Raw genomic sequence first — 16022 nt, 5'->3', positions numbered from 1 at the left:
ACATTCGATGCTGATCACCTGTCCCTATTGCGGCCCGCGCGACGTTATCGAGTTCACCTACCAGGGTGACGGCAACCGCGAACGTCCCGACCCCGCTTCGCAGAATTTCGAGGCGTGGAACGCCTATGTCTATGACCGGCTGAATCCGGCCGGCGACCACAATGAGATCTGGCAGCATTCCGGCGGTTGCCGCGCGCATCTGCGCGTCGTGCGCAACACGCTGACGCATGAGATTTCGAGTATCGCCTTCGTGCGCGGCGATCATGGCTCGGCCGCACGCCGCAAGGCGGAGGACAAGGCATGAGCCCGCGCCGCACCGACACCGGCGGCCGCATCGACCGGCTGAAGACGATCCGCTTCACCTTCGACGGCGTTGCCTATACCGGCCATGCTGGCGACACGCTGGCCTCGGCGCTCATGGCCAAGGGCGTCACGCTTTTCGGCCGCTCGTTCAAATACCACCGCCCGCGCGGCCTGCTGACCGCGGGCGTGGAGGAGCCCAACGCGCTGGTGACGGTGCTGAAGGGCGAGGTGCGCGAGCCCAATATTCCAGCGACCATGGTCGAGATCCATGACGGGTTGGTGGCGATCAGCCAGAACCGCTTCCCGTCGCTGGCCTGGGACATCAACGCCGTCAACCAGCTTGGCGGCAAGATCCTGTCGGCCGGCTTCTACTACAAGACCTTCATGGGGCCGGTGATCGGTCCGCTGAAAGGCACGCGCTTCTGGATGTTCTGCGAGCATTTCATCCGCCGCGCCGCCGGTCTGGGCAGCGCCGGATCGGCGAAGGATCCTGCCCGCTACGAGCGCATGAACGCCTTTTGCGACGTGCTGGTGGTCGGCTCCGGACCTGCCGGCCTGATGGCCGCCAAGGCGGCCGCCGACCAGGGTGCGCGTGTCATGCTGGCCGATCTCGAACCGCGTTTCGGCGGCTCGACCAACTGGTCGGGTGAAACCATCGACGGTGTGCCGGCCGCCGATTGGGCGCGCCGCACCGTCAACCAGCTCGAAGGCCGCGACAATGTCCGGCTTTTGCCGCGCACCACGGTGTGGGGCTATTACGACAACAACACGCTTGCCGCACTCGAACGGGTCAGCGACCACAAGGAACAGCCCGCCAAGGGCGAGCCGCGCCATCGCTACTGGGCGATCCGAGCCAGATCGGTGGTTCTGGCCACCGGCGCCTTCGAACGCCCGCTGGTCTTCCCGGGCAATGACAGGCCAGGCGCGATGCTGGCCCATGCCGCCGAACGCTACGTCAACGAATTCGGCGTGCTGCCGGGCGAGCGGATCGCGCTGTTCACCAACAATGACAGCGCCTACCGGGCGGCCGTCGCCTTGAAGAAGGCGGGGGCGGCGATCGTCGCCATCGCCGACGTCAGGTCCGAGCTTTCGCCAGAGATGCGCAAGCTGGCGACGGAGGCCGAGGCCGAAGTGTTGGCCGGCCATGCCGTCATCGCCACCGAGGGCGGCAAGGCGCTCTCCGGCGTCAAGGTTCAGCGTTTCGACATGGTCACCGGGGCGCTTACCGGTGACGAGCGCAGCATCCATGCCGACTGCCTGCTGATGTCGGGCGGCTGGTCGCCGACCATCCATCTGGCCAGTCAGGCCGGCGCCAAGGCGGAATGGAATGCCGCGCGGCAGGCCTTCCTGCCGCCAAAGCCGACGCAGCAGTGGTCAACACAGCAGTGGATTGGCGCCGGGGCCTTCACCGGCAGTTTTTCGACCGCCGAGGCGATCGCCGAAGGCCGCGCCGCCGGCCTTGCGGCGGCCGGTGGAACGAGTACGCCGGCGGCATTGCCGACGGCCGAAGCGGTACCCGGCGATCCCGATCCGGCGCCCGTCTTCGAGATCAGAGCCAAGGGCAAGAGCTTTGTCGACGTCCAGCACGACGTGACGGCAGAAGATGTGCGGCTGGCGCACCGCGAAGGCTTCGTCTCGGTCGAGCATCTGAAGCGCTACACCACGCTCGGCATGGCGACCGATCAGGGCAAGAGCTCCAACGTTCCCGGCCTTGCCATCATGGCCGAGGCGCTGGGCAAGCCGATCCCCGAAGTCGGTACGACACGTTTCCGGCCGCCCTTCGCACCCGTTTCGATCGGCTCGCTGGCGGCGGAACGCTTCGGCGACCTCAAGCCCGAGCGGCTGACGCCGATGCATGACTGGCATGTCGCCAACGGCGCGACCATGTATTCCGCCGGCCTCTGGTACCGGCCGATGATCTACGGGCTTTCAGGCGAAACCATCGAGCAGGCCTATGTACGCGAGGCCAAGGCGACGCGCGAAAGCGCTGGCATTGTCGATGTCTCGACGCTGGGCAAGATCGCCGTGCAAGGCCCCGATGCCGCAACCTTCCTCGACCGCGTCTACACCAACATGTTTTCGACGCTCGCCGTCGGCAAGGCGCGTTACGGGCTGATGCTGCGCGAGGACGGCCTTGCCTTCGACGACGGCACCACCTGGCGGCTCGGCGAACAGGATTTCCTGATGACCACCACCACCGCCAATGCCGGCAAGGTGATGCAGCATCTGGAGTATTTCCTCGACGTGATCTGGCCGGACCTCAAGGTTCACGTCACCTCGGTGACCGACGAATGGGCGGGCGCCGCGATCGGAGGACCGAAGGCCCGGCAGATCCTCGCCGCCTGCGTCACCGGCACCGCAGTTGACAACTCCACCTTGCCCTTCATGGGCATTGTGCGTGGTGAGATCGCTGGCGTTCCGGTGATGATTTGCCGGCTGTCCTTCTCCGGTGAAATGGCCTTCGAGGTCTATTCCGGGGCCGGCCACGGCACGCATGTCTGGGAAGCCCTGATCGAAGCCGGCAAGCCGTTCGGCCTGGTCACCTACGGGCTCGAGGCGCTGGGCACGATGCGCATCGAGAAAGGCCATGTCACCGGCGCCGAGATCGACGGACGCACCACGGCGCGCGACCTGCATCTCGACTGGATGCTATCGAAGAAGAAGCCTTTCATCGGCTCGGCGATGATGGACCGCGAAGGCCTGATCGCGTCTGACCGGCTGGAACTGGTCGGCCTGATTGCGCTCGACAACCGGCCGCTCAATGGCGGCGCGCATATTGTCGAGGCGTTGGACGAGGCCAATCCGCACGGTTCGATCGGCCACATCACCGCCTGTTGCTATTCCCCGGCGCTCGGCAAGCACATTGCGCTGGCGCTGGTCTCGGGCGGCAAGGCCAGGCACGGGACGCGCGCCCATGTGTCCGATCCCCTGCGCAATAGGTTCGGACCGGTCGAGATCGTCTCCAACCATTTCTACGATCCGGAAGGGACCCGCATGCATGGTTGAGCGCCAATCCCCCCTTGAGCCGGAGTTTCATGTCGGCTCGCATGGCAATTTCGAGCATGGCGTCGAGATCCTGCTGACTGAGACCAGGCCGGGCTCGATCGTGCAGATCGCCGCCTGGCCGGGCGAAGAGAAGAAACTGATCGCCGCCATCCGCACCGTCACCGGCCTTGCGCTGCCCGACGGCGCCGGCGGCGGCCTGAGCGACGGTGTGAAATCTGTATTCGGCTTCGCGCCGGGAAGATTCACCGTGGCCGACGAGGCCGAAGGGCTGGCCGCGGCTTTTGCCAAGGCGGTGACGCCTGCCATCGGCACGGTAACGGACCTGTCGCACGGCCGCACCGCCATACGCATCGCCGGGCCGAAGGCCGAATGGGTGCTGGCGAAATTCTTCGCCATCGACTTCGCGCTGCCGGCATTCCCGGTCGGCGCCGGTCGCTCGACCACGCATCACGACGTTTTCGCCCAGATCCAGCGCACCGGCGCCGACCAGTTCGACATCTATGTCTTCCGCTCCTTCGCGCGTTCGTTCTGGAAGGCGCTTTGCCATGCCAGCGAGGAAGTCGGCTACGAGGTGCAGTAGCGCCACCTAGCCTGGCGCGGGCTAGACTAGGATTGCTGTGCGACTGCGTGCCAATCGGCGTTTTGCAATACGACACGATAGCCGTCGCAATCCTCGAAGGTGACGCCCTGCCTGTCCCAATAGGGATTGAAGGACGGCACGGTGGCGTAGCCGTGTTCCTTCATGCGCTGGATGGCTGCTTCCCAAGCGTCACGATCCGGCATGTAGAAGACGACCAGATTGTCCGCTGTGGGCGCCCTGCCCGCATCGTGACCATGGGCGTGGGTGAATTCGAAATGATAGGTGTCGCCGGGCCGCCCGAACATGACGCCGTCGAAGCCGTCATGATCGCTGAAGCGGAACAGTTCCTGCAGGCCAAGGCCATCCCGGTAGAAGCGGGTGACTGCCGCGAGATCGTTCGTTGGCCGCGCAACGCGCAGCACGAGCTGAGTTTTCATTTGCTGTCTCCTTTGTGGACAGGATTGAAGTCGAGTTGGGTTGCCTGTGGTGCAATCGTGCTTGCCCATTGCGTGACGATCAGCCCGCCGATAATCAGCGCAAGTCCGGCGAAACGAGCCACTGTGACCGGTCGATGGGCAAAGCCCATCAAGGCAAAGTGATCGATGACCAGTGACGCCATCATTTGGCCGGCGATGACGGCAACGATGAAGCTCGCGGCGCCGAGCTTCGGTGCCAGAAGCAGTGCGGCGGTGATGTAGACCACGCCTGCCGCGCCGCCGATCCAGATCCACCACGGACCTTTCAGTGCCACCCCGACGGCTGGAACCGGCAGCTTGAAGACCATCATGACCGGCACGATCAGCGCGACGCTGACGCCCAGCGAGACCAAGGTTGCCCAGAGCGGATGGCCGAGCAGGCGGCCAAGCATGGCGTTCGCCCCTGCCTGGAAGGGGACGATGGCTCCTGCCAGCAGGGCGGCAATCAGAAAGGAAAAGGTGCTGGCCATGAGATTGTCTCCATATCGATCAAGGCCAACTACAGCATCGGACTTGCATATGGAAATTCGACTCGCGTACGCGTAATATGCACCAAATGAATAATCTCGCCGGTATCGATCTGAACCTGCTCGTCGTGCTGGAGGCCTTGCTGGCTGAACGCCACGTCTCGCGGGCGGCAATCCGACTGAACAAGAGTCAGCCCGCCGTGAGCCATGCGCTCGCCAGGCTACGTCACCTTCTCGATGACCCGCTGCTGGTCAGGCGGCAGGGAGGCCTAGAGCCGACGGCGCGCGCTATGGAAATCACCCCGGCACTGACCGAGGCGCTCGATCGCATGCGGCACCTTCTGGCACCGGCCGGGTTCGACCCGGCGACGGAGCGCCGGAGGTTTCGGCTCGCTATGTCGGACTATGGCGCGGCGGTCATCCTGCCGGCACTGCTGCCGGTCATGCGGGCGCAGGCACCGCAGGTCGACCTCGTGGTCAGCCAGGCGAGCCGCGAGGTGATGGTTTCGCAAATCATCGACGGCGAGATCGATCTTGCCTTTGGCGTCTTTCCCAGCCTCGATCGGTCCGTGCGCTCGCATCGCTTGTTCGACGAGCGCTTTGCCTGTCTCGCCGATGCGGCAAGTCTTGGCGGCAGAAAGACGATAGATCTGGCGACTTATCTCGAACGGCCCCACGCGCTGGTCGATTTGCGGCCAGAGCGTCAGAGCGAGGTCGACAAGGCCCTGGCCGAAATGGGCCACAAGCGGCGGCTCTGCCTCATCATCCCGCATTGGGGCGTGGCGCCGCGCCTGATCGCCGGCACCGACCTGGTGCTTACCGTCGCACGTCGGATACTGCCGGCGCCCGACAACCGGCTCTGCGTCTTCGCCCCACCTTTCGAAATTCCGGCCTTTCAGTTCACGCAGATCTGGCACAAGCGACGCGACGGCGACCCGGCGCACCAATGGCTGCGGTCGCTGCTTCAGCATCTGTTTGACGGTTGAGCTCGGAAAACCTTCTGGCCTCAATGCCGGCCGGTTCTGCCGCTAGAGAATCGCGCCGCGGACGGCCATGGTGGAAAGACATGGCCGCCAGATCGGCCCAAGGGATAAAAATCCCGTCTCAGACTCGGCACATTCGTTTGGTTCGAACATCCCCATGACCGCAGAACTATCCGCCGGCGCCACCGATCGCGCCGATGTGTCGGCCAGAGCCTTGCTCCTGCTGCCACTGACGGTCGCCTGCGGCGTGTTCATGACCAGCCTCGACCAGAATGTCGTGGTGACGGCGCTGCCCGGCATCGGCGAAAGCCTCGCCCGCCCGCCGAGCCAGCTCGGCCTGCTGATCACCGTCTATGTTGCCAGCCTGATCATCTCGATGCCGCTCGGCGGCTGGGCGGCCGACCGCTTCGGCCTGCGCAACGTCTACTGCTTCGCCTTGCTGGTGTTCGCCACCTCATCGGCGCTCTGCGGCCTGTCCAACGACATCTGGACGCTGGTCGGCGCCCGCGCGCTGCAGGGGTTTGGCGGCGCGCTGATGGGCACGCTCGGCCAGGTCGTCATCCTGTCGAGTTTCCCGCGCAACAGGACGCTGAAGATCAACATGTATATCTCGGTGGCCAGCCAGACCGGGCCGCTGGTCGGGCCGCTCGTCGGCGGCGCGCTGACCACCTACATTTCCTGGCGCTGGATCTTCTTCATAAACGTCCCGTTCGCGCTGGCGGCGGCGGTCCTTGCCGCCTCTCTGTTCCCGACGGTGACCAAGCCCGTGCGTACGCGGTTCGATTTTCCAGGTTTCCTGCTGGTCGGCAGCGGCATGATCCTGCTGGTGTTCGGCATGGATTCGCTGGCCGCCAAGGATGCCCCCGGCGGGATGATCGCCGGCGAACTGGCGCTGGCGGTCATCATCCTGTCGATTGCCTCGCTCTACTGCCTGCGCGTGCCAAATCCCCTGCTCGATTTGAAGCTCCTGCGCATCCGCACCTTCCGCATCTCGTTCCTCACCGGCGGTGGGCTGGACACGATCGGCCTGAGCTCCGTCGCCTTCCTGCTGCCGCTGATGTTCCAGCTCGGCTTCGGCATGAGTGCGGTGCAGGCGGGATCGCTGACCTTCGTTGCCGCGCTCGGCTCGGTGATCATGCGTTTCTTCATGCCGCGCGTCCTCAACCGGTTCGGCTTCCGCCGCGTGCTGGTCTTCAACACGCCGGTTGTTGCCGCCATGGTGGCCGGCTTCGCCTTGATGCAGGCGACGACGCCGGTCTGGATCGTGCTTGGCTACATCTTTGCTTTCGGCGTCTTTCGCTCCGTCCAATGGGCCTCGACCGGCAACCTCGCCTATTCCGACATCGCCCCCGACCAGCTCGCCCGCTTCAGCGCGCTTTATTACATCCTCTGGCAGCTCGCGGTGGCGGTCAGCGTCGGCCTGGCGGCGGCCATGCTGTCGTTCCTGGCCGGCGGTGGCCCTGCCGTGACCAATGATTTCCGGGTCCTGTTCGCGATCGAGGGCGTCATCACGCTCTGCGCGCTGCTTGCCTATCTCAAGCTGACGCCGCAGGACGGCGCCCATGTCAGCGGCCATGGCATGCAGATGAATACGGAATAGCCGGCAAGCGCCGCCAGGCCGGGCAGCCGCTCTACTCGCTGAACGTCACCCACTCTTCCAGCGGCACGCGGTCGGTGCGGAAGGCGTTTTCCGGCTTGGAGGTGTCCTCATAGCCGAGCGCCATGCCGCAGACGACGATCTCCTCGTCGGGAATGTTGAGCACCGGCCGGATCTGCCGGTGATAGGGCGCGAAGGCGGCCTGCGGGCAGGTGTGCAGGCCCCTGCCCCGCGCCGCGACCATGATGTTCTGCAGGAACATGCCGTAGTCGATCCACGAACCCTGGTTGAGCCGGCGGTCGATGGTGAAGATCATGCCGACCGGCGCGTCGAAGAAGACGAAGTTGCGGTCATGCTGGGCACGCATCTTGTCGACCTCGCGGCGGCCGATGCCGAGCGCGCCATAGAGGCCGAAGCCGTTGGCGCGTCGCCGCGTCAGATAGGGTTCGAAGAACTGGGTGGGATAGTAGCGGTACTCGTCCCAGTCGGCCTTTTCGGCGCGGATACCGGAATTCAGGATGGCATCCGAGATCTGTTGCTTGGTCTCGCCCTTGGTGACGTAGACCCGCCATGGCTGCATATTGGTGCCGGAAGGCGCGCGAGCCGCAACCGCCAGAATGTCGCGGATAGTGTCGTCTTCGATCATGTCAGGCAGAAATGCGCGCACCGAACGTCGCGACACGATCGCCTCGTCGACGATCTCGGCCTCATCCGCGATTCGAGCCTTCTTTTCCAACATGGGCCGTCCCTTAGCCTTTGCGTCGATCGGACGTCCCCACTCGCCGCTCGCGGCGGAGCCTTTGCATGAACCGTCAAAATCCTGCAAGCAAATCTTGAGCATTGGTGAAAATCTACTTGATTTTTTCATGAGCTTGATTTCTCATGAAATTCGGTTTGAAATTTTCATGAAGTGAGCGTTTTGGCGTCTCCTACCGCACGAACATTACAGGGACCTGACGAACGCGTGCTGGCTGGCGATATCCGGGCGCTGCGCAGGGCGCGCGGGCTGACGCTCGCCGAAATCGCGCTGAAACTCGGCCGTTCGGTCGGCTGGGTCAGTCAGGTCGAGCGCGGCCTGTCGACGCCGTCGCTCAGCGATCTCAGGGCGTTCGCCGAACTGTTCGGCGTGCCGATCAGCCTGTTCTTCAGCCATGACGTGCCCGTCGAGAGCGAGCGCGGCGTGGTGGTGCGGGCCGGCAGGCGCCGCACCCTTGGCACCAGCGAATCCGGCCTGGTGGAAGAACTCCTGTCGCCCGATCTCGGTGGTAGCTTCGAAATGGTGCGCTCGATCTTCGCGCCGGGCGCGGAAATGAAGACCGAGCAACTGCGGCCGACCGAGGAAGCAGGCTATCTTGCCTCCGGTATTTTCGAGATCGAGATAGCGGGTATCTGGCACCGGCTCGTCGAAGGCGATTCCTTCCGCTTCGAAGGCAAGCCCTATCGCTGGCGCAATCCAGGCACCGAGCCGGCGGTTGTCATCTGGGTGGTTTCGCCACCGGTTTATTGAGTCAATTTTGGGAGAAGAAGATGGCGGGGTTGCCGAGCACGGCGCGCGTGGTGATCATCGGGGGTGGCGTGGTCGGCACCTCCTCGCTCTATCATCTCGCCAAGGCGGGCTGGACCGACTGCGTGCTCCTGGAAAAGAACGAGCTGACATCAGGCTCGACCTGGCATGCCGCCGGCAATGTGCCGACCTTTTCCTCGTCCTGGTCTCTGATGAATATGCAGCGCTATTCGACCGAGCTGTATCGCGGCCTGGCCGACGCGGTCGACTATCCCATGAATTACCACGTCACCGGTTCGCTGCGGCTCGCCCATTCCAAGGAGCGCATGCAGGAATTCCAGCGCGCCAAGGGCATGGGCCGCTATCAGGGCATGAATATTGAAGTGGTCGGCGTCGACGAGATCAAGCGCCGCTATCCCTTCATCGAGACGCATGATTTGGAGGGCGCGCTCTACGATCCGAGCGATGGCGACATCGACCCGGCGCAGTTGACCCAGGCGCTGGCCAAGGGCGCGCGCGATTTGGGCGCCAAGATCATCCGCTTCTGCCCCGTCACCGGCGTGCGCCGCGAGAAGGATGAGTGGGTGGTCGCCACGCCGCAAGGCGAGATCCGCTGCGAAATCGTCGTCAATGCCGCCGGCTACCGTGCCGCCGAAGTCGGCAAGATGTTCGGCCGCGAAGTGCCGATGATGGTGATGAGCCACCAGTACATCCTGTTCGAGGAAATCCCCGAACTGGCCGCATGGTCGAAGGAACAGGGCAAGAAACTGCCGCTGCTGCGCGATGTCGACACCTCCTACTATCTGCGCCAGGAAAAGACCGGCATGAATCTCGGCCCCTATGAGCGCAATTGCCGCGCGCATTGGGCCACCCCCGGCGATCCGATGCCGGAGGATTTTTCCTTCCAGCTCTTCCCCGACGATCTCGACCGGCTGGAACATTATTTGGCCGATGCCGTCGCCCGCGTGCCGATCCTGGGCACCGCCGGCCTGTCCAAGGTCATCAACGGGCCCATCCCCTATGCGCCGGACGGCAATCCGCTGATCGGCCCGATGCCCGGCGTCCCCAACGCCTTCGAGGCCTGCGTCTTCACCTTCGGCATTGCCCAGGGCGGCGGCGCCGGCAAGGTGCTGGCCGAATGGGTCACGCAGGGCCAGACCGAATGGGATATGTGGTCCTGCGATCCGCGCCGCTTTACCTCGTTTGCCTCGGCGCCGGATTATTGCGTCGCCAAGGGCATGGAAATCTACGGCAATGAATACGCCATCCAGTTCCCGCGCCACGCCTGGCCCGAAGGGCGCGACCGCAAACTGTCGCCGATCCACGACCGCACCAAGGCGCTCGGCGGCCGCTTCGACGCCTATAATGGCTGGGAGCGTGTCACCTGGTATGCGCAGCCGGGCGACGACATTTCCGAGGAAGCGACGCTGACCTTCCGCCGTGAAGGTCCCTGGCAGCATCGCGTGCGCGAAGAGTGCCTGGCCGTCCGCGACGCCGCCGGCATCCTCGACCTGCCCGGCTTCTCGCGTTTCAACCTGGAAGGCTCCGGCGCCGCCGAATGGCTGAGCCTGCAGGTCACCGGCCTGGTGCCGAAGCCCGGCCGCATCGGCCTCGTCTATTTCGCTGACGACAAGGGCCGCATCGTCACCGAAATGTCGGTCGTGCGCCACGGCGAGGACCAGATGACGCTGATCACCGCAGCGGTCGCGCAATGGCATGATTTCGAATGGCTGAAGTCGCGCATGCCGAAAGACGCCGCCTTCACCCTGACCGACCGCACCGAGGACTATTCCACCCAGATCCTGGCCGGCCCCAACTCGCGCAAAATCCTCGCCGATGTCTGCGCCGCCGACCTCACCCTGCCATGGCTGACGCATCAGGAAACCACCATCGCCGGGCGCTGGGCGAAGCTGGTGCGCGTCTCCTTCGCCGGCGAGCTCGGCTGGGAGATCCACACCAAGGTCGGTGACACATCGGGCATCTTCGATGCCATCTGGGCGGCCGGGCAGAAGCACGGACTGAAACCGTTCGGCATGTACGCGCTGGATTCGCTCCGGCTCGAGAAGGGCTACCGCACCTGGAAAGGCGATCTGTCGACCGACTATTCCATCCTGCAGGGCGGGCTTGAGCGTTTCGTCAAATGGGAGAAGCCCGACTTCCGTGGCAAGGCCGCATTGCAGAACGAAAAGCAGCAAGGCGTGAAGAAGCGCTTCGTCACGCTGGTCGTCGAAAACCCCGGCGATTGCGACGCGCCCTACATGTCGACGCTGTGGCATGGCGGCCAGATCGTCGGCGAGACCACGTCGGGCGGCTGGGGCCATCGCATCGACAAGTCCATCGCGCTCGGCATGCTGCGCGTGGACTTGACCGAGCCCGGCACCTCCGTCGAGGTCGAAATCTTCGGCGACCGATTCCAGGCGGTGGTGCAGAAAGACGAGCCACTCTGGGATCCGAGGAACGAAAGGCTGCGGGCATGAAGAATGTCATCCTTACCGATGGCGGCATGGGCCAGGAACTGGTCCGCCGCAGCAAATCCGAGCCGACGCCACTGTGGTCGGCCAGGGTCTTGATCGACGAGCCCGATCTGGTGCGCGACCTGCATGCCGAATTCATTCGCGCCGGCGCCCGCGTCATCACCCTCAACACCTATTCGGCAACGCCCGAACGGCTGGCGCGCGAGGGTGCCGAGGAGCTGTTCAAGCCGTTGCAGAAGCGCGGCATCGAACTGGCCAGGCAAGCTTGCGACGCAGCCGGCGAGGCAGCGATCGCCGGCTGCCTGTCGCCGCTTTTCGGCAGCTACGCGCCGGCGCTGACCATCTCCTATCAGGAAACGCTCGACATCTATCGCCGCATCGTCGCCGAGCAGGCGGATGGCGTCGATCTCTTCCTGTGCGAAACCATGGCCTCGGCCGATGAAGCACGCGCGGCCGTCACCGCGGCATCGGAAAGCGGCAAGCCGGTCTGGGTATCCTGGACGCTCGCCGATCACGGCGCGCCGCGGCTGCGCAGCGGCGAAACAATAGCCGCCGCGGCAAGCGCGCTCGATGGCCTGCCGATAGCGGCGCGGCTGCTCAACTGCTGCCGGCCGGAAGCGATCGCCGCCGCCTTGCCTGAGCTGATCGAACTCGGCGGCCCGGTCGGCGCCTATGCCAATGGCTTCACCTCCACAGAGGCGCTCAAGCACGGCGGTACCGTCGACGTGCTGCACGCCCGCCACGACCTCGGCCCCGACGCCTATGCTGATCAGGCCATCGGCTGGGTCGAGGCCGGCGCAGAAATCGTCGGCGGTTGCTGTGAAGTTGGTCCCGCCCATATCGCGGCGCTGCGCAGCCGGCTCGAACAGGCCGGCTACCAGATCTCGGGAGTTCAATGATGCCCAGACCATCATCGCGTATTTCCGGCATCGTGCCTTCCGGCAAGGATGGCTGGGAGGTTCATTCCGCCGCCTGGGCCCGCAAGGAAGCCGGCGAGGACATCATCATGCTGTCCGTCGGCGACCATGATTTCGACACGCCCTCTGAGACGATCGAGGCCTGCGTCACCGCGGTTCGCGGCAGCAACCACCACTACACGCCGCTGCCCGGCCTGCCGCGCCTGCGCCAGGCGATGGCGGTCGCTTCGAGCGCCTGCACCGGCGTCGAGACGACACCGGATCAGGTCATCGCCACACCTGGCGGCCAGGCCGCACTTTACGCGGCCGTGCAGGCCGTGCTGGATCAGGGCGACCACGCCATCGTGGTGGCGCCGTACTATGCTACCTATCCCAACACGTTCAGCGCCGCCGGGGCCAGCTTCACCGTCGTCGAGACGCCGGCCGAGGACGGGTTTCAACCCCGCGCCGACATGATCCGCGCGGCACTCAGGCCCAACACGCGCGCCATCCTCATCAACACGCCGAACAACCCGACAGGTGCGGTCTATTCGCGCGAGCGGCTGGAACAGCTGGCGCAAATCTGCCGCGAGCACGATCTCTGGCTTCTGTCGGACGAGGTCTACTGGACGCTGGGCGGCGGCGAGCATGTCTCGCCGCGCTCGCTGCCCGGCATGGCCGAGCGCACGCTGGTCATCAATTCCATGTCCAAGAGCCACGGCATGACCGGCTGGCGCATGGGCTGGCTGACTGGCCCGCAAGAGATGATCACGCTGCTCACCAACCTCAATCTGGTGACGACCTACGGCCTGCCGGCCTTCATCTCGATCGCCTGCACCGAGGCGCTGGAGAACCGCTACGGCGTCAAGGAGATCGCCGAGCGCTACGCGGCGCGCCGCACCGTCTTCCTCGATGCCGTGCGCGGCATGAACGACGTCACCGTGCGCGGTTCCGAAGGCGGCATGTATGTCATGCTCGACATCTCCGATGTCGAACCCGACGACGAAAAGTTCGCCTGGGCCCTCCTCGACCAGGAGAAGGTCGGCGTGATGCCCGGCTCCAGCTTCGGTGACGCCGCCGCCGGCCATATCCGCATCAGCCTCTGCCAACCGGAACCGGTGCTGCAGGAAGCAGCGGCTCGGCTGCGCCGTTTTGCTTCCACCTATCGCCGCGAGGCCGCATGACCAAGAGCATCCCCACCAAGGCCCGCGCTGTCATCATCGGCGGCGGCGTCTCCGGCTGTTCGGTTGCCTATCATCTGGCCAAGCTCGGCTGGACCGACATCGTGCTCTTGGAGCGCAAGCAGTTGACCTCGGGCACGACATGGCATGCCGCCGGCCTGATCGGCCAGCTGCGCGGCTCGCAGAACATGACGCGGCTGGCGAAATATTCAGCCGACCTCTACGTCAAGCTGGAGGCCGAGACCGAGGTTGGCACCGGCATGCGCCAGGTCGGCTCGATCACCGTCGCGCTGACCGAGGAGCGCAAGCACGAGATCTACCGGCAGGCCTCGCTCGCCCGTGCCTTCGATGTCGACGTGCGCGAGATTTCGCCCAATGAAGTCAAACAGATGTATCCGCATCTCAACGTGTCCGACGTCGTCGGTGCCGTGCATCTGCCGCTCGACGGCCAATGCGACCCGGCCAACATCGCCATGGCTTTGGCCAAGGGTGCCCGCCAGCGCGGCGCCACCATCGTCGAGAATGTGAAGGTCACCAAGGTCCACACCAGGAACGGCCGCGTCACCGGCGTGTCCTGGGCGCAGGGTGACGAACAGGGCATGATCGAGGCCGACATCGTCGTCAACTGCGCCGGCATGTGGGCGCGCGAACTCGGCGCCCAGAACGGCGTCACCATACCGCTGCACGCATGCGAGCATTTCTATCTCGTCACCGAGCCGATCCCCGGCCTCAGCCGCCTGCCGGTGCTGCGTGTGCCGGACGAATGCGCCTACTACAAGGAAGACGCCGGCAAGATGATGCTCGGCGCCTTCGAGCCGGTGGCCAAGCCCTGGGGCATGGACGGCATCCGCGAGGATTTCTGCTTCGACCAGTTGCCCGAGGACATGGATCATTTCGAGCCGATCCTTGAAATGGGCGTCAACCGCATGCCGATGCTGGCCACCGCCGGCATCCACACTTTCTTCAACGGCCCCGAAAGCTTCACCCCCGACGACCGCTACTATCTCGGCGAGGCGCCGGAACTGCGGGGCTACTGGATGGCGACCGGCTACAATTCGATCGGCATCGTCTCCTCCGGCGGCGCCGGCATGGCGCTGGCGCAATGGATCAACGACGGCGAAGCGCCGTTCGACCTGTGGGAAGTCGACATCCGCCGCGCCCAGCCGTTCCAGAAGAACCGCCGTTATCTCAAGGAGCGCGTCTCCGAAACGCTCGGCCTGCTCTACGCCGACCACTTCCCCTATCGGCAGATGGCGACATCGCGCGGTGTGCGCCGCTCGCCGCTGCATGAGCACCTGAAGGCGCGCGGCGCCGTGTTCGGCGAGGTCGCCGGCTGGGAGCGCGCCAACTGGTTCGCCCGCGAGGGACAGGAGCGCGAATACCGCTATTCCTGGAAGCGGCAGAACTGGTTCGACAACCAGCGCGACGAGCATCTGGCCGTCCGCAACAAGGTCGGCCTGTTCGACATGACCTCGTTCGGCAAGATCCGCGTCGAGGGCCGCGATGCCTGCGCCTTCCTGCAAAGACTGTGCGCCAACGACATGGACGTGGCACCGGGCAAGATCGTCTACACGCAAATGCTCAACCAGCGCGGCGGCATCGAGAGCGACCTCACCGTCTCGCGGCTGTCGGACACGGCCTACTTCCTCGTCGTGCCGGGCGCCACGCTGCAGCGCGATCTGGCGTGGTTGCGCCGGCATGTCGGCGAGGAGTTCGTCGTCATCACCGACGTCACGGCGGCCGAAAGCGTGCTCTGCCTGATGGGTCCGGATGCGCGAAAGCTCATCCAGAAAGTCAGCCCCAACGATTTCTCCAACGAGAACAACCCGTTCGGCACGTTCCAGGAGATCGAGATCGGCATGGGGCTGGCCCGCGCCCACCGCGTCACCTATGTCGGCGAACTCGGCTGGGAGCTCTATGTCTCGACTGACCAGGCGGCTCATGTCTTCGAGGCGATCGACGAGGCCGGTGCGGATGTCGGCCTGAAACTCTGCGGCCTGCACACGCTCGATTCCTGCCGCATCGAAAAGGCCTTCCGGCATTTCGGCCACGACATCACCGACGAGGACAATGTGCTGGAAGCAGGCCTCGGCTTCGCGGTGAAGACGGCCAAGGGCGATTTCATCGGCCGCGATGCCGTGTTGAAGAAAAAGGAAGCCGGATTGAGCCGCCGGCTGGTCCAGTTCCGGCTGAAAGACCCGCAGCCCCTGCTCTTCCACAACGAGGCGATCTTGCGTGACGGCAAGATCGTCGGCCCGATCACCTCAGGCAATTACGGCCACCATCTCGGCGGCGCCATTGGGCTGGGCTATGTGCCATGCCAGGGCGAGAGCGAGGCGCAGGTGCTGGCCTCGTCCTTCGAGATCGAAATCGCCGGCGAGCGGTTTGCGGCTGAAGCGTCGTTGAAGCCGATGTATGACCCGAAGGCTGAACGGACGAAGATGTAACGCCTCTTCCCTTCTCCCCTTGTGGGAGAAGGTGGATCGGCGCGTAGCGCCGAGACGGATGAGGGGTGCGTGACGAAGCGCGGTGTGAAAGGATCGAAGGGTCTGAAG

General features: G+C 64.8%; 13 protein-coding genes. 10 read left to right on the top strand and 3 right to left on the bottom strand.

Going from position 1 to position 16022, the window contains the following annotated elements:
• The first annotated feature begins 7 nt into the window (after positions 1–7).
• From JG746_RS17480 to JG746_RS17470, 3 genes are read left to right on the top strand one after another with little or no spacing between them, the layout of a single operon-like run.
• Positions 8–304, top strand: a complete 297-nt coding sequence (locus JG746_RS17480; RefSeq protein WP_202353942.1) for a sarcosine oxidase subunit delta — start codon at positions 8–10, stop codon at positions 302–304.
• A complete protein-coding gene (locus JG746_RS17475) occupies positions 301–3309 on the top strand; it encodes a sarcosine oxidase subunit alpha (RefSeq protein ID WP_202353941.1) in 3009 nt (1002 codons plus the stop codon). Before JG746_RS17480 ends, JG746_RS17475 begins: the two co-directional genes overlap by 4 nt.
• Positions 3302–3889, top strand: a complete 588-nt coding sequence (locus JG746_RS17470; protein ID WP_202353940.1) for a sarcosine oxidase subunit gamma — start codon at positions 3302–3304, stop codon at positions 3887–3889. Before JG746_RS17475 ends, JG746_RS17470 begins: the two co-directional genes overlap by 8 nt.
• Positions 3890–3915: 26 nt before the next feature.
• Here JG746_RS17470 and JG746_RS17465 read toward each other — a convergent pair whose 3' ends face one another.
• Both JG746_RS17465 and JG746_RS17460 read right to left on the bottom strand, forming a co-directional pair.
• On the bottom strand, positions 3916–4326 hold the full coding sequence (locus JG746_RS17465) for a VOC family protein (RefSeq protein ID WP_202353939.1): 411 nt from the start codon (positions 4324–4326) through the stop codon (positions 3916–3918).
• A complete protein-coding gene (locus JG746_RS17460) occupies positions 4323–4835 on the bottom strand; it encodes a DMT family transporter (protein ID WP_202353938.1) in 513 nt (170 codons plus the stop codon). Before JG746_RS17460 ends, JG746_RS17465 begins: the two co-directional genes overlap by 4 nt.
• Before the next feature lie 86 nt (positions 4836–4921).
• Here JG746_RS17460 and JG746_RS17455 point away from each other — a divergent pair, with 86 nt between their 5' ends.
• Together JG746_RS17455 and JG746_RS17450 are read left to right on the top strand one after the other, a co-directional pair.
• The gene (locus tag JG746_RS17455; protein ID WP_202353937.1) at positions 4922–5818 is read left to right on the top strand and encodes a LysR family transcriptional regulator; all 897 of its coding nucleotides are present in this window, start codon (positions 4922–4924) and stop codon (positions 5816–5818) included.
• A 154-nt stretch (positions 5819–5972) separates the two neighbouring features.
• The gene (locus tag JG746_RS17450) at positions 5973–7415 is read left to right on the top strand and encodes an MFS transporter (protein WP_202353936.1); all 1443 of its coding nucleotides are present in this window, start codon (positions 5973–5975) and stop codon (positions 7413–7415) included.
• A gap of 31 nt (positions 7416–7446) precedes the next feature.
• Here the strand turns inward: JG746_RS17450 and JG746_RS17445 are convergent, their stop codons facing one another.
• On the bottom strand, positions 7447–8151 hold the full coding sequence (locus JG746_RS17445) for a nitroreductase (RefSeq protein WP_202353935.1): 705 nt from the start codon (positions 8149–8151) through the stop codon (positions 7447–7449).
• Positions 8152–8376: 225 nt separating this feature from the next.
• On the opposite strand from JG746_RS17445, the gene JG746_RS17440 reads away from it, so the two are divergent.
• From JG746_RS17440 to JG746_RS17420, 5 genes are read left to right on the top strand one after another with little or no spacing between them, the layout of a single operon-like run.
• Positions 8377–8919 carry a helix-turn-helix domain-containing protein gene (locus tag JG746_RS17440; RefSeq protein ID WP_202353934.1) on the top strand — a complete coding sequence of 181 codons (543 nt, stop codon included), beginning with the start codon at positions 8377–8379 and terminating at the stop codon, positions 8917–8919.
• A 20-nt stretch (positions 8920–8939) separates the two neighbouring features.
• A complete protein-coding gene (locus tag JG746_RS17435) occupies positions 8940–11393 on the top strand; it encodes a GcvT family protein (protein ID WP_202353933.1) in 2454 nt (817 codons plus the stop codon).
• Positions 11390–12289: a homocysteine S-methyltransferase family protein gene (locus JG746_RS17430; RefSeq protein WP_202353932.1), complete on the top strand. Its 900-nt coding sequence runs from the start codon at positions 11390–11392 to the stop codon at positions 12287–12289. Before JG746_RS17435 ends, JG746_RS17430 begins: the two co-directional genes overlap by 4 nt.
• The gene (locus JG746_RS17425) at positions 12289–13470 is read left to right on the top strand and encodes a pyridoxal phosphate-dependent aminotransferase (protein ID WP_202353931.1); all 1182 of its coding nucleotides are present in this window, start codon (positions 12289–12291) and stop codon (positions 13468–13470) included. The genes JG746_RS17430 and JG746_RS17425 overlap by 1 nt, the downstream gene beginning before the upstream one ends.
• The gene (locus JG746_RS17420; RefSeq protein ID WP_202353930.1) at positions 13467–15914 is read left to right on the top strand and encodes a GcvT family protein; all 2448 of its coding nucleotides are present in this window, start codon (positions 13467–13469) and stop codon (positions 15912–15914) included. Before JG746_RS17425 ends, JG746_RS17420 begins: the two co-directional genes overlap by 4 nt.
• Positions 15915–16022: the final 108 nt, after the last annotated feature.

This window comes from Mesorhizobium sp. 113-3-3 (genome assembly GCF_016756495.1).
Classification (GTDB): domain Bacteria; phylum Pseudomonadota; class Alphaproteobacteria; order Rhizobiales; family Rhizobiaceae; genus Mesorhizobium.
Note: the sequence above shows the minus strand (reverse complement) of the source record. Positions and strands in the feature narration are given on the sequence as shown.

Bases quoted from the DNA above. Each gene is read 5' to 3' on its own strand.
- JG746_RS17445 (WP_202353935.1), bottom strand. From the start codon at position 8,151: ATGTTGGAAAAGAAGGCTCGAATCGCGGATGAGGCCGAGATCGTCGAC.
- JG746_RS17435 (WP_202353933.1), top strand. From the start codon at position 8,940: ATGGCGGGGTTGCCGAGCACGGCGCGCGTGGTGATCATCGGGGGTGGC.
- JG746_RS17430 (WP_202353932.1), top strand. From the start codon at position 11,390: ATGAAGAATGTCATCCTTACCGATGGCGGCATGGGCCAGGAACTGGTC.
- JG746_RS17450 (WP_202353936.1), top strand. From the start codon at position 5,973: ATGACCGCAGAACTATCCGCCGGCGCCACCGATCGCGCCGATGTGTCG.
- JG746_RS17425 (WP_202353931.1), top strand. From the start codon at position 12,289: ATGCCCAGACCATCATCGCGTATTTCCGGCATCGTGCCTTCCGGCAAG.
- JG746_RS17480 (WP_202353942.1), top strand. From the start codon at position 8: ATGCTGATCACCTGTCCCTATTGCGGCCCGCGCGACGTTATCGAGTTC.
- JG746_RS17465 (WP_202353939.1), bottom strand. From the start codon at position 4,326: ATGAAAACTCAGCTCGTGCTGCGCGTTGCGCGGCCAACGAACGATCTC.
- JG746_RS17470 (WP_202353940.1), top strand. From the start codon at position 3,302: ATGGTTGAGCGCCAATCCCCCCTTGAGCCGGAGTTTCATGTCGGCTCG.
- JG746_RS17455 (WP_202353937.1), top strand. From the start codon at position 4,922: ATGAATAATCTCGCCGGTATCGATCTGAACCTGCTCGTCGTGCTGGAG.
- JG746_RS17460 (WP_202353938.1), bottom strand. From the start codon at position 4,835: ATGGCCAGCACCTTTTCCTTTCTGATTGCCGCCCTGCTGGCAGGAGCC.
- JG746_RS17475 (WP_202353941.1), top strand. From the start codon at position 301: ATGAGCCCGCGCCGCACCGACACCGGCGGCCGCATCGACCGGCTGAAG.
- JG746_RS17420 (WP_202353930.1), top strand. From the start codon at position 13,467: ATGACCAAGAGCATCCCCACCAAGGCCCGCGCTGTCATCATCGGCGGC.